Origin of the sequence: Actinomyces qiguomingii (assembly GCF_004102025.1) — a bacterium.
Lineage (GTDB): Bacteria > Actinomycetota > Actinomycetes > Actinomycetales > Actinomycetaceae > Actinomyces > Actinomyces qiguomingii.
Map to the genome: position 1 here is coordinate 1,510,503 of NZ_CP025228.1, position 13,181 is coordinate 1,523,683.

Genomic DNA, 13,181 nt, shown 5'->3' on the forward strand with positions numbered 1-13,181 from the left:
GGTCGGCCGCGACGGTGGCCGCGAGTACTACCTCTGGAGGCACTGCGTGGCCGAACAGCCCATGACACGGCGTCAACGCCGTGACGCGGAGCGAGCAGCACAACGGGAGCGGGAGGCCGCCGTAGCGGAACGTGGGCACGAGCCCGCGGTACAGACCGTCGACCTGCCTCCCTCTTACAAGCCTTCATCGCGCCCGCCCGCCCGTACGGCGGCGAGCGTTACCCGCACTCATCGGCATTACAGCCGTGAGTCGGAGCATGATCACCGTCCGACGGCGGAGGATGACGCCGGACCGTCCCCTTATCTTCCTCCCTCACGGCGGCACAGCCGCATCGGTGCGGTCGGGCGGGCCGGTGTGCTCGTGGTCCTCGCCCTAGTAACCGTAGTCGCCCCCCTGAGCTCTAATTTGTTGACCAGCCCGCAGGCGGTGGCGGCGTCGAGCAGCAGCTCCGCGGAGCCCACCGAACCAGGAACTACCGACTCCTCCTCTTCTGTAGCGGCCGCCGTACTCGGCTCCGACGCCGATGTTGACACCGAATCCGACCCTGAACTGTCCAACGTTCCCGACGCCGCCACCCTGGCCCGCATTCGCGAGGCATACGAGAACGCCTCCGCCACCTGTGCCGTTCAGACCGCCGGAGCCTCGGGTGACACCGCGGCCTTCAACTCCGCCCCCGAGGTCTTCCACCCCATGATCGCCGGCACCTACACGGTCTCCTCCCCGTACGGCTACCGCCTGCACCCCACCTTGGGGTACATGAAACTCCACGCCGGCCAGGACTATGCGGCGCCCACGGGCACACCGATCTACGCGGCCGCCTCCGGCACCGTCGTCGCCGCCGGCATGGATGGCGGCACCGGCACTGTCACCATTAAGCATGAGATCGACGGTGAGGTCTGGTACACCCGATACCTGCACATGTACGAGGACGGCATCTACGTCTCCGAGGGCGAGAAGGTGGAGGCCGGGCAGCTCATTGCCGGCGCTGGCTCCACCGGCTACTCCACCGGCCCGCACCTGCACTTCGAGGTGCGTACCGCCGATGACACCGAGGACTCCTCATCAGTGGAGCCGGAGGCGTGGCTCGCGGAGCACGGCGCCGCCGAGTTGACCACAGACTGCTCCTGAACGCCTGCATGCGCCACGGTAGCCTGCGAGAATTCCCTTCATGAGTCCCACCCGCCGCTGCGCCGTAGTCGCCCACCGGGGCGGAGGCGGCGAGGCCCCCGAGAACACGTGGACCGCCGTCGAACATGTGGCCGGACTCGGCCTGACCTGGATGGAGACCGATCTGCGGGCCACCGCCGACGGCGTCGTCGTCCTCTCCCACGACCCCGACCTGACGCGTACCGCCGGTGACGAGCGACGTATCGCCGACTTGACCTGGCAGGAACTGTCCAAGGTAGACGCCGGCGACGGCCGCCCTCATGTGCGTCTGGACGATGCCCTGGCCGCTCACCCCGGAATCCGCTTCAACATCGATCTGAAGGACTCCGCGGTCGTTCAACCGGCACTGCAGACGGTGCGCGCGGCCGACGCGCTGGCACGGGTGCGTTTCGCCTCCTTCTCGGCGCGCCGTCTGGCGATGCTGCGGCGTCAGGAGCCGCGGGCCATCACATCCCTTGGGATCGGTGACGTCGCTGGGCTCATGCTGCTCAGCGAGGCGGCCGTACCGGTGCCGCACACCCGCTGGGCCTGGACCAGGGGGCGGGTCGACGCCGTCCAGGTGCCGGTCAGATTCCATCGCGTGCCCGTGGTTACGCGGCGCTTCATAGCGCAGGCGCATGCCGCCGGGCTCGAGGTGCACGTGTGGACCGTGGATGAGCCTGAACAGATGCGTTCGCTGGCCTCCCGGGGCGTCGACGCCGTCATCACCGACCGCCCCGCCCTGGCTCTGGAAGTGCTCGGCGGAGGCGCTCGGGTGGAGGAATAAGGACAATATCCCGATGTCTAACTGGTGACGAGCGGGCGGTCGTGGGGCGAGAATCGGATCATGGCCACTTCCACACCGCCTCCCTCCCCGCACGTCGCCTCCACGCCAATCGCCGTCCCCATGGGGCTGGCTGGTCCTCGGGTGGAAACCACCGCCGGGACGGTGTGCGGAGTATGGCGTGAGATCGTATCCGCCCCAGACCGGGTCGGTCCGGCCGCCAGGTACGAGCGCTCGGCCGCCTTTTACGGCATCCCCTACGCGCAGGCGCCGGTGGGGGATCTGCGATTTCTGGCTCCCGTGCCGCGCGGGCGCTGGAAGGGTGAGCTTGCCGCAGTTCTTCCCGGCGCCACCCCGCAACGCGGCTCGATCTTCGCTGATCCGGCCATCCCCGAGCCGAGTGTGCCCGGGGAGGACACCCTCACCCTCAACGTCTTCACCCCCACACCCGGTGACGACAGCGCTCGCCTGCCGGTGCTGGTGTGGATTCACGGCGGCGGCTGGACCTCCGGCTCCCACAACTCGCCCTGGTACGACGGCGCCGCTTTTAACCGCGACGGCGTGGTAACCGTGTCGATCGCCTACCGGCTCGGTTTTGACGGCTACGGGTTCATCCCGGATTCCGACGCCCCCTACAACCGGGCCGTACTGGACCAGGTCATGGCCCTGGAGTGGGTGCGGGACAACATTGCCCGTTTCGGCGGCGACCCTGCCAAGGTTACGATCGGCGGGCAGAGCGCCGGCGGCGGCAATGGCCTGGTGCTGTTGTCGGTGCCCCGCGCCCGGGGCCTGTTCCGCGCCATAATCTCCGAGTCCGGCGCCGTGCCTGACCTGCAGGCCGCGCGCAACGCCGATAACGCCGCCCGCATGGCCGCGGCCCTCAGCGTGGAGCCTGCGCTCGCCGGGTTCCGTTCGCGCAGTTACGACGAGATCTTCACCGCGCAAAATGCTTTGGGCTCCGACAACGATGGTGGCGATGAAGGCAGCGTCACCGCAGCCGGAGCCGATCCGGTGGCCGCCGTAGCCGGAGTGCTTGCGGGCATCGCCCGGCCCGGAACCGACATTCCCTTCTGCCCAACCGTTGACGGTGAGATCATCTCCGCCCCGATCCGGCAGGCCATGCGGCGGGGAGACGGGGCGCAGGTCCCGATTCTTGCCGGCTCGACCACGCACGACTTCGCCTTAGCCGGCATGGCCTACGCCGAGGCGATGGCTGGACACGATCCGCGCGAGGTGTTGGTGGCCGGTGGCATGAGCGAGGCGATGGCCGACCGGCTGCTAGCGGCACACCCCGAGCACGCCGACGCCCCGCATATGGTGATCGGCAACCTCATCTCGGACGCGACCTTCCATGTTCCGCTCGCGGGATGGTTCCTAGCCCGCGCTGAGCACGCCGGGAAGGCGAGTGAGGGAGCCGAGGGCATCGGGGGGACGGCGGGTCCCGCCGGTGGCCCGGCCGGCAGCTATGCCTATGAATTCAGCTACTGCGGCGGAAGGGCGGGACTGGCCACACACTGCATGGAGATTCCCTTCGCCTTCGACTGCCTGAGCGAGCCCTACTGCGAGCACACGCTCGGCGCCGCCCCGCCGCAGGCGCTCGCGGACGCGATGCACTCGGCGTGGTTGAGCTTCGTTGAGACCGGTGAACCCGGATGGGAGCCTTGGACGGGACGGAGCAGAGGACGCCGCTTCGGTGACAACCGCTCCGGGGAGTTGACCGTGGCCGAGGACCGCGTCATCTTCGACACCGACCGGGATCTCGCCGCCGGCGCGCGCTGATCGCAGTGCAGTAGCGTGTGGGGAACGCCGAGGCCCGGCCCTGACGGATAACAACCCGACCTGTCTTGCGCCTATTTGGCTTGCCAGCGAGATCCGCCGCGGGCACAATAGAGGGGAGCCACCCGGTGGCATACGGATGGCTCCCCGACGCAGGCAGTTCAGTTGAGCCACCTGCTGAGGGCATCCACAAGGACACCAATGGCCCGGATCGGATGAGCGAGAGCTTCGAACACTTCGCTCACCTGCCGGGCCATTCCCTTGCCCTTGCGGGTTATAGGCGTAAACGTGGTGCTTTAGACCGGCGTGTCGTGGTGTTCTAGCTGGTTCGTCCGGCCCAGCCTTTGCGGGCCCAGAGGCCTTCTTCGGGGGTGGGTGTGGTGCCCCATCCGGCGGGGTGGCTGGTGGTGGGCTTGTTTGTTTTGGGTTTGGGTGTGCGGGCGCGCTGGGGGCGGCCTTGGGTGTGCCAGTCGGCCAGGATCACCGCGGGCGTGGCCGGTGCCTGGGTGTAGGTGTGCAGTGTCCATTCGGCGATGGCAGCCTGGTGATCAGTGGTGGCGCCGCGGTGGTGGCGCAGCCGGTCGCGGACCTGGGAGTTGATGGACTCTATGGGGTTGGTGGTGCGCTCGGCGGGGGTGGGGCGGGGCTTGCCGTCCGGGTCGGTCAGGTAGGCGAACAGCTGGCCCTGCTTGGCCAGGCGTTCCAGGCGCCGCCAGGCGCGGCGCGCCCGGGGGTGGGTGTACCACCACTTGCGGCCGGTGCGGGCGGCGGTTTGGGGGTCCTGCTGGGCGGTGGTGCGCTGATTCAGCCAGTCCTTGTACTGGATGCCGTAGTCGTTCAGGGTCACCAGCCACCTGGTGGCCTGCTCGGTGGTGGAGATGCTCAGCAGTTTGCGGGAGTGGCGTAGTAGGGCCTTGCCGGGGGTGGTCTTGGGATGGTGGGTCAGGTCACGGACGGTGTCGCGGTGCACGTGGATCAGACACCGCTGGATGGGAGTGCCCGGCCAGGTGGCGGCGATGGCCTTCAAGGCGCCGCCGGCCCCGTCGGTGGTTGCCAGGTCGGGCGGGGCCAGGTCGGCTAGCAGCGCCTGGTAGGCCGCCGCGCTCTCGGACGCGGCCCACTGCCAGGCGATCACGTGCGTGGGACTGCGGGCCACCAGGAGCACCCATTTGTGGGCCAGCCACATCCCGTCGATGAAGATCTGGGAGTACACCTCGCCGGTGACCGGCGGCTTGGGTACTGGGATGTCCCAGCACCAGGCCGTCCGGCGGCGAAACGCCCTGCCGCTACCACCGGAGATGTCGGCCTGGGAGCGGCTGCCGGTCGCCCAGTCGATGAATTCGCCCAGCACCGCCTGTTCGGCCCTACCCGGCGAGGGTGGGCGCGGCGCGGTGGTTGAGGACCGGCAGGCGGTGCACTTCCACCGCCTGGTGCCTGCGGCGGTGCGGCCGGACTTCTTCATCGGGGTCTGGCAGATCGGGCAGAGTCTTGCTCGTGGGGACCGTGTTCTCACGGCACGCACATCTACCCGCGAATGTCAAGCACCGCCCCGGATTAACCTCCCAGACCATAATCACTCCGACTTTCCCGCACCACAGCAACCAAAACCCCGATCTTAAGCACCACGTTCGCGCCGATAACTCGCCCTTGCGGATGCCCTTGCGGACTTTGGCATGTCGGCCTTTCGGCTTGGACATGGCCCCCACCTCCCTCCTGGCTCCTACCTTCCCGGCCAAGGACATTGAGTGTTCCGAGAGGAGGTGCCGGAGAAGGCACGTTCAGCGTAACGGCGGCCACCGACGCGCGACGGTGCCTTGAGCTGCCAGGGACTCAGAGGCATTCTGTTACAGCGTCCCTCAGGATCGACGAAGCCCCCGCCGACTCGGGGTCGGGCGGGGGCTCGGGGCCGGTGCCCCGGACAGGATTCGAACCTGCGGCCTTCTGCTCCGGAGGCAGACGCTCTATCCACTGAGCTACCGGGGCCCGAGGCGTGACTGTACCAGCGTTCGGGCACTGGACGGAAACCGGCGTCCTGTGGTGTTCGCCGACGTGTACGCCCTGGTGTTCACCCGTTACCCGTAAGTGTGAGGACCACCAGCGCCAGATTAAGCACGATGATGAGCGCCGCCGCCGCGCGGGAGGTCCAGCGCAGTAATGCGCCGTCGCGCCACCGGCCCATTACCTGTTCCGAGCCCGTTGCCCGCATCAGCGGCACGATCGCCAGTGGGATCCCGAAGGACAGCACCACCTGGCTGAGCACGAGCGCCCAGGTGGGCTCGGCCCCTACGGCGATGATGATCAGCGCCGGCACCAGCGTGACTGCGCGACGGGCCAGCAGGGGCACGCGGATGTGCAGCAGGCCCGCCATGATCTCGCTGCCGGCGTAGGCGCCCACTGACGTCGATGCCAGCCCGGATGCCAACAGTCCAATGGCGAACACGGCTCCAACTATCGGCCCCAGCGAGGCGGTGATGGCGGCGTGCGCCCCCTCGATCGTGTCGGTGCCGTCTGCGCCGGACAGGGCGGAGGCGGCCAGTAGCAGCAGGGCAATGTTGACGCCGCCGGCCAGCGCCAGCGCCCAGATCACGTCTACGCGCGTGGCACGGATAAGCCGACCGGTGCGTGCCTGCCCGGAGGAGGCGCCGTCGGCATGGGTGGTACCACCGGGAGTGGCGGGTGCGCCGTCGTCTGAAATTGGGGTGGGGCCGTCGGCCTGGCGCTCGGCGTGCCCCTCACCGATCTCCTCGTGGTGGTCGCGCACCAGGGAAGAATGCAGGTAAATGGCGTGTGGCATGACGGTGGCGCCGAGCATGGAGGCGGCCACCAGTAGGCTACCCGAGCCCTGTAGGCGGGGGATGAGGCCGGCGAAGGTCTCGCCCCAGTCGGGCGGGGCGATGAGCAGCCCGCCCACGAAGCCGATCGTCACCACCACCAGGAGCGCCACCACTGCCCCCTCAAAGGTGCGCTGGCTGCGGCGCTCCTGCAGGGCCAGCAGCAGCATGGAGACGACGCCGATGATTACGCCGCCGGTCAGCAGCGGGATGTTGAACAGCAGGTGCAGAGCAACGGCGCCGCCGATCACCTCGGCCAGGTCAGTGGCGGCGGCGACCAGCTCCGCCTGTGCCCAGTAGGCCAGGCGCGGGCCACGGCCGAGCCGGTCCCCGAGCACCTGTGGCAGCGAGCGGCCGGTGACAATGCCGAGCTTGGCGCTCTGGTACTGGATTAGTACCGCCATGGCATTGGCCAGTACCAGTACCCACACCAGCGTGTAGCCATAGCGGGCGCCGGCGGTGATATTCGCGGCCACGTTGCCGGGGTCCACGTAGGCGACCGCGGCCACGAAGGCCGGGCCGAGCAGCGCCAGCAGCCGGTGCCGGGGTGGGCGCGACTTGGGGGCGTGCTTGCGCACGATGTCGTCGACGGCGTCGGGGATGTGGCCGGGATCGGACACGGTCGACCTCCTCACATGGTTTCGGGTTCCCGAAATTCTACTCCTCTGTAGGGAAGCCTGCGTCGGGCGGCTTGACGGACCACATGTGTGCGCTCGGTATTTTGAATCGGTGCAGAATCGACGGTGCTTCGGACTGTTTCAAGGCGAGTTCGCACGACGGCCATAACGTACGTAGATCTTCACGTAAATATGTACGGAAGATCTCACGCACATCTGAGCGAGTGTCGGAGACGTTGAACTGGGGCTGTAGACGCCGATAACAGCTATCTCGGGACGCCGCACCTCGGACCCATGCCCAACGTTTGGTGGCGTGAACTGGTGCAGCCGCTACCGCGCGGCAGCAGACAGAGGGGCAGGGGTTCGGCAAAGTCGTTGGCTGGGTTGTGGGTTGTTAGGGGTTTTCGGTGTGTTGGTGGGGGTGCGGCGCGACCCGTCGGAGACGATGGAGGTGTTCGAAAAAGCCATTGCCTTGGATGGTCGCGCCGCTGTGTCATCATCCACCACTCCTGCCTTGTCGCGCCAGCCCCTGACAGGGGTGTTCGCCACTGTCCCGGACCCGCGTGATCGGCGCGGGGTGCGTCACCGCCTGGACACTGTGCTGGCTTTGGCGGCGGTGGGGGTGCTGGCCGGCTGCCGCACCCTGCTGGCGATCTGGGAGCACGCCCGCGACCTGACCGGCGGCCAACTACAGCAGCTGGGACTACCACAAGACCGGGGCATCCCGTCGGAGTCGACGATCCGCCGCGCCCTGGCCGGCCTGGACGCCGACGACCTTGACGCTCGGATCGCCTCGTGGGTGCTCACCCGCACCGGCACCATCGACGGACGCAGGATTATCGCGGTGGACGGCAAGACCATGCGCGGCGCCAAACCCAAGAACAACAACAGCGGAGACGGTGATGATGGCGGCGGTGATGGTGGCGGTGGGGTGCCGCACCTGCTGGCGGCGCTGGACCAGGAGTCCGGGGCGGTGGTGGCCCAGCAGCGCGTGGCCGACAAGACCAGTGAGATACCCGCCCTGAAACAGCTGCTGGCGCCCCATGACCTTACCGGAGCGGTCGTGACTGCTGACGCACTGCACACCCAGACCGACACAGCGCAGTGGATACGCGACCGGGGCGCCGACTACCTGCTGACGGTCAAGAACAACCAGCCCAGTCTCAGGGCGAAGCTGAAGGCGCTGCCCTGGAAGGACGTCCCCGCCGTGTCGGGGGTTGACTGCTCTCATGGGCGGCGGGTGCGCCGCACCATCAAAGCCGTGGCAACCCCGGACTGGATTGAGTTTCCCAGCGCGGCCCAAGTACTACAGGTACGCCGCACCCGCACCACCACCAAGCACCAGCCCGACGGCAGCAAGAAGTCCAAGCGCAGCACCGAGGTCGTCTACCTGGTCTGCTCCATACCGCCCGAGCAGGCCCCGCCCGAGCAAGTCGCCGCCTGGATACAGGGCCACTGGGCGATAGAAAACCGTGTTCACTGGGTACGGGATGTCACCTATGACGAGGACCGCCACCAACTCAGGACCGGCTCCGGGCCGCAGGTGATGGCCACCCTGCGGAACCTGGCCATAAGCCTGATCCGCACCATCTACGACGACCCGGCCACCACCGGCATCGCCTCAGCCAACCGGGCCATGACACGAAGACCCACCAAAGCCATCAAACTCCTAACAACCCCATGACCACCCAACGACTTTGCCGAGCCCCTGGACAGAGGGGGGAAGCCGTCGTCGCCGAACCGGCGGCGGCAGGGCGCCCGGAAGAAACCGACAGCTGCTGGGCAGGTGACGCTCCGGGCGCTGACGTACCGCACGCGCAGCGCCGCGCGGTACGTCAGGGCCATATCGACCGACCTCGGCAGTAACTTCTACCGACCTCGGCAGTAACCTCTACCGAACTCGGTGGTTATTTCGACCGAACTCGGCGTGGGAATGGCGCTGGTTTCGGCGGGATGGGGCACTGCCGGTACGCTGGCGCGCGTGACCCCAGAAGAGCTCGCCGAAGCGATCCGCAACATCCTCATCGCCGCCGCCAGTGACGGCAGTCTCGCCCTGCCAGTGGAGGAGGTGCCGGTCCCCAAGGTCGAGCGCCCCCGATCCCGCGAGCACGGCGACTGGGCCACCAACGTAGCCATGCAGCTGGCCAAGAAGGCCGGCACCAACCCGCGCGCTCTGGCCCAGCTGCTGGCCGAGCGCGTGGGCGCCCTGGACGGCGTCGCCTCCGCCGAGGTCGCTGGCCCCGGCTTCCTCAACATCCGCCTGGACGCCGCCAGCGCCGGCGAGCTCGCCCGCACCATTCTCAACGCCGGCACTGCCTACGGCACCAATGACTCCTTGGCTGGCCAGCACATCAACCTAGAGTACGTCTCCGCCAACCCCACCGGCCCGGTGCACTTGGGCGGCGCCCGCTGGGCCGCCGTCGGCGACTCCCTGGCCCGCATCATGGCCGCCTGCGGCGCCGAGGTTACCCGCGAGTACTACTTCAACGACCACGGCACCCAGATCGACCGTTTCGCCCGCTCCCTACTCGCCGCCGCCCGCGGCCAGGAGATCCCCGAGGACGGCTACGGCGGCTCCTACATCGGGGAGATCGCCGCGCGGGTTACCGCGGACGAGGCTGCCGCAGGCCGCCCCGACCCCGCCGGCCTGCCCGACGCTGAGGCCACCGAGGTCTTCCGCGCCCGCGGTGTGGACCTGATGTTCGCCGCCGTCAAGGCCGAGCTGCACGACTTCCGTACCGACTTCGACGTCTTCTTCCACGAGGACTCCCTGCACACCTCCGGCGCCGTCGACCGCGCGATCGGCCGCCTGCGCGAGCGCGGTGTTATCTTCGAGGCCGACGGCGCCACCTGGCTGCGCACCACCGACTTCGGCGACGACAAGGACCGCGTCCTGATCAAGTCCGACGGCGATCCCGCCTACTTCGCCGCCGACGTCGCCTACTATCTGGATAAGCGCGCCCGCGGCGCCGACTGCGCCATCTACCTGCTCGGCGCCGACCACCACGGCTACATCGGTCGCATGATGGCCATGTGTGCCGCTTACGGCGACGAGCCCGGCGTCAACATGCAGATCATCATCGGCCAGCTGGTTAACCTGGTGCGCGACGGCCAGCCGGTGCGCATGTCCAAGCGTGCCGGCACCGTGGTTACCTTGGAGGACCTGGTCGACGCCGTCGGCGTGGATGCGGCCCGCTACGCCCTGGCCCGCTCCTCCATGGACTCCATGATCGACATCGACCTGAACCTGCTGGCCTCCACCTCCAACGACAACCCCGTCTACTACGTCCAGTACGCCCACGCCCGCGTCCGCTCGGTGGCCCGCAACGCCATCGAGCGGGGCGTGACCCGCGAGGCCGGCTTCGACCCCGCCCAGCTGGACACCCCCCACGACTCCCAGCTGCTGGGCGTACTCGCCCAGTACCCGGCCATCGTCGCCCAGGCGGCCGCCCTGCGCGAGCAGCACCGCGTGGCCCGCTACCTCGAGAGCCTTGCCGCCGCCTACCACACCTGGTACGGCGCCACCCGCGTCACTCCGCGCGGCGACGACCCGGTCGACGCCGGGCACGTCGCCCGCCTGTGGGTCAACGACGCCGTCGGCCAGGTCATCGCCAACGGGCTCGGCCTGCTGGGCGTGAGCGCTCCGGAGCGCATGTGATGAGCGCCGTACCCCCGGGCGAGGCCCCCCTGGGCGCTTTGGTGGCCCCTGAGCCCGAGGCCCGCCCGGACCTGTGGCCATGGTCGGCCCGACGTCGCGCCGATGGCGCCCTGGAGATCGGTGGGCGCAGCGTGGGGGAGATCCTCGCCGAAGCCCCCACTCCCGTATTCGTCTTGGACGAGGCCGACCTGCGCGGACGCGCCGCCACCTGGGTTGCCGCCATGGCCGAGGAATTCTGGCCCGACTACGGCATGAACGGTGGCCAGGCCTACTACGCCGGCAAGGCCTTCCTGACCACCCGCGTAGCCCGCACCGTCCTGTCCGAGGGCATGGGTATCGACACCGCTTCCGCCGGGGAACTGGCCATCGGGCTGGCAGCCTTGGGCGACGTCGACGGCGAGGCCGCCACCGAGCGCGCCACTCGGCTGGGCCTGCACGGCAACGGCAAGACGGAGGCCGAGATCGCGACGGCTCTGGCCCACCGCGTGGGCCACCTGGTCTTAGACTCGGCCGAGGAGATCGGCCAAGCAGCCGCTGCCGTGCGTCACCTGCGTGAGGCCGGCGTCTACGGTCCGGCGGAGACCGGCTCGGTCATGCTGCGGCTGACCACAGGCATCCACGCCGGCGGGCACGAGTACATCTCCACCGCCCACGAGGATCAGAAGTTCGGCATTTCCGTGGTCACCGGCGCCGCACTGGACGCTGCCCGTGCCGTAGTCGCCGCCCCGGAACTGACCCTGCACGGGCTGCACTCCCACATCGGCTCCCAGATCTTCGACCTGGCCGGTTTCCGTGAGGCCGTCGGAGTCGTGCTGAGACTGCGCCACCAGATCGCCAAGGCCACCGGCGTGCTGTGCGAGGAGGTGGACCTGGGCGGCGGCTACGGGATCGCCTACACCGGCGCCGACCCAGTGGCCCCTTCACCCGCAGAGGTGGCACGCGCCCTGGCCGAGGCGGTCCGTGGCTTGTGCGCCGAGCTGGGCGACGCCGTGCCGCAGGTGTCGGTGGAGCCAGGCCGCTCGATTGCCGGACCGGCCATGGTCACCCTGTACACGGTGACCGGGCTCAAGCGTGTGGAGCTGGGGGAGGGGACCGCCCGCCTGTACGTGAGTGTGGACGGCGGCATGAGCGACAACATCCGCCCGGCCCTCTACGACGCCGCCTATACGGCACTAGTGGCCAATCGGCGCCCCGACCCGGAGGCCGGACTGGTACGCGCGCGCGTGGTCGGCAAGCACTGTGAGAGTGGCGACGTGGTCGCGCGCGACGTGGACCTGCCCGCCGACCTTGTGGTCGGGGACGTGCTGGCCATTCCGGCCACCGGCGCCTACGGGCGCTCCATGGCCAGCAACTACAACCTGTTCACCCGTCCCGGCGTCGCCTGGGTTGAGGACGGCCAACAGGGGTGGGTGCTGCGCCCGGAGACCATCGCCGACCTGCTTGCCCTGGAGGGGAACTAAACGGACTAAGCCGACGGTTCTGCCGGGTCGAATGTGCGGAGCCCTTGTGTGCGGGCGGCTTTGGCCAGGCGCATGCCATGAGTGAGGACTGTCACCGGGTCGCGCGGATCATCCAGGATGAGGGCTGTGGTCAGGTGAATCGCATCCAGCGACTTGAGCTCGCCCACGAATGAACGCGCGCTCGATGACGTCGTTGTTGATTCCGACGAGGCTCACATCACTGAGCGCCTACGCCGCTGCTTCCTCGGTGATCCTGGTGCGGTGAGCGAGTCTTGCGGTCTCGATTTTGAACAGAACTGAGGATATGAGTCTGTCCCTGTGGATCGCTGCCTCCAGTATGGCCTGTGCGGAGTCTGTGCCTTCTTGGTCAAGAAGAACGAGGCCGATCACGGAAGTGTCGAGGTATGTTGTCGCGATTCCTCCTGATCCTCGTCCGGTAGCTGTTGAAGTGTCATCCCTTCGGGGGGCAGGGAACGCGGGATCGGCCCGGTTCGCTCGTGCGTGGCCTCTTGGATGAGTCCTTCGCGTAGCAGACGCTCATAGGGTGTTTCGTCGGGTTCGATAGGCACCAGCCGGACCACTGGGCGGCCACGGTCGGTGATGGTGACGGGGCGAAGGGAGGAGACGACGTCGGCGACGATGCGTCCGGAGCGCTGGTTGAGTTCGCGGAGGCTGACGGTACGGGTGCTGCCGGCGACGGCGGGACTGGAGCCAGAGGACTGCGCCGGGGGCCATGCGGGCTGTCCACGGGTTGAGCGTTCATGACTGGATAATCTCAACCGTTTTACATGCTCTACATGAGTGAGCTCGGCGGTGGGCGGTGAGCACTGAGCCCTTGGGGGAATACCCCTACTCCCTGAGGAGGAGTAGCACAGGCCGTGATTCCACCCCGGGGACGTACTGCGCAG

The 13,181-nt window shown here is 68.3% G+C and carries 10 protein-coding genes and 1 tRNA gene; 6 read left to right on the forward strand and 5 right to left on the reverse strand.

Annotated elements, in window-relative coordinates; translation table 11 throughout:
• Nucleotides 1-46: 46 nt before the first annotated feature.
• The 3 genes from CWT10_RS06205 to CWT10_RS06215 are packed head-to-tail and all read left to right on the forward strand — an operon-like array spanning nt 47 to nt 3,710.
• A complete protein-coding gene (locus CWT10_RS06205; RefSeq protein ID WP_233188389.1) occupies nt 47-1,129 on the forward strand; it encodes a M23 family metallopeptidase in 1,083 nt (360 codons plus the stop codon).
• Nucleotides 1,130-1,169: 40 nt separating this feature from the next.
• On the forward strand, nt 1,170-1,934 hold the full coding sequence (locus CWT10_RS06210; RefSeq protein WP_103064292.1) for a glycerophosphodiester phosphodiesterase family protein: 765 nt from the start codon (nt 1,170-1,172) through the stop codon (nt 1,932-1,934).
• 60 nt (nt 1,935-1,994) lie between these two features.
• Nucleotides 1,995-3,710, forward strand: a complete 1,716-nt coding sequence (locus CWT10_RS06215; protein WP_103064293.1) for a carboxylesterase family protein — start codon at nt 1,995-1,997, stop codon at nt 3,708-3,710.
• Nucleotides 3,711-4,026: 316 nt separating this feature from the next.
• On the opposite strand, the gene CWT10_RS06220 is transcribed toward CWT10_RS06215, so the two are convergent.
• The 3 genes from CWT10_RS06220 to CWT10_RS06230 all read right to left on the reverse strand — a co-directional run bounded on the left by CWT10_RS06220 (nt 4,027) and on the right by CWT10_RS06230 (nt 7,116).
• A complete protein-coding gene (locus tag CWT10_RS06220) occupies nt 4,027-5,229 on the reverse strand; it encodes an IS1249 family transposase (RefSeq protein ID WP_342353552.1) in 1,203 nt (400 codons plus the stop codon).
• A 388-nt stretch (nt 5,230-5,617) separates the two neighbouring features.
• Nucleotides 5,618-5,690, reverse strand: a tRNA-Arg gene (locus tag CWT10_RS06225).
• Nucleotides 5,691-5,772: 82 nt separating this feature from the next.
• Nucleotides 5,773-7,116 carry an Nramp family divalent metal transporter gene (locus tag CWT10_RS06230; protein ID WP_233188160.1) on the reverse strand — a complete coding sequence of 448 codons (1,344 nt, stop codon included), beginning with the start codon at nt 7,114-7,116 and terminating at the stop codon, nt 5,773-5,775.
• Between the two features lie 430 nt (nt 7,117-7,546).
• Here CWT10_RS06230 and CWT10_RS06235 point away from each other — a divergent pair, with 430 nt between their 5' ends.
• The 3 genes from CWT10_RS06235 to lysA all read left to right on the forward strand — a co-directional run bounded on the left by CWT10_RS06235 (nt 7,547) and on the right by lysA (nt 12,273).
• Nucleotides 7,547-8,839, forward strand: a complete 1,293-nt coding sequence (locus CWT10_RS06235) for an ISAs1 family transposase (protein WP_244936783.1) — start codon at nt 7,547-7,549, stop codon at nt 8,837-8,839.
• 297 nt (nt 8,840-9,136) lie between these two features.
• Nucleotides 9,137-10,813 carry an arginine--tRNA ligase gene (gene argS, locus CWT10_RS06240; RefSeq protein WP_174721988.1) on the forward strand — a complete coding sequence of 559 codons (1,677 nt, stop codon included), beginning with the start codon at nt 9,137-9,139 and terminating at the stop codon, nt 10,811-10,813.
• On the forward strand, nt 10,813-12,273 hold the full coding sequence (lysA, locus tag CWT10_RS06245) for a diaminopimelate decarboxylase (protein ID WP_168190759.1): 1,461 nt from the start codon (nt 10,813-10,815) through the stop codon (nt 12,271-12,273). Before argS ends, lysA begins: the two co-directional genes overlap by 1 nt.
• Before the next feature lie 5 nt (nt 12,274-12,278).
• Here lysA and CWT10_RS17335 read toward each other — a convergent pair whose 3' ends face one another.
• Nucleotides 12,279-12,440: a PIN domain-containing protein gene (locus CWT10_RS17335; RefSeq protein ID WP_233188153.1), complete on the reverse strand. Its 162-nt coding sequence runs from the start codon at nt 12,438-12,440 to the stop codon at nt 12,279-12,281.
• A gap of 219 nt (nt 12,441-12,659) precedes the next feature.
• On the reverse strand, nt 12,660-13,052 hold the full coding sequence (locus CWT10_RS06255) for a type II toxin-antitoxin system Phd/YefM family antitoxin (RefSeq protein ID WP_103063178.1): 393 nt from the start codon (nt 13,050-13,052) through the stop codon (nt 12,660-12,662).
• Between the last annotated feature and the right edge of the window lie 129 nt (nt 13,053-13,181).

What these genes read in the sequence shown, in the direction of transcription:
- CWT10_RS06210 (WP_103064292.1), top strand. Translation starts at nt 1,170, where the DNA reads ATGAGTCCCACCCGCCGCTGCGCCGTAGTCGCCCACCGGGGCGGAGGC.
- CWT10_RS06215 (WP_103064293.1), top strand. Translation starts at nt 1,995, where the DNA reads ATGGCCACTTCCACACCGCCTCCCTCCCCGCACGTCGCCTCCACGCCA.
- lysA (WP_168190759.1), top strand. Translation starts at nt 10,813, where the DNA reads ATGAGCGCCGTACCCCCGGGCGAGGCCCCCCTGGGCGCTTTGGTGGCC.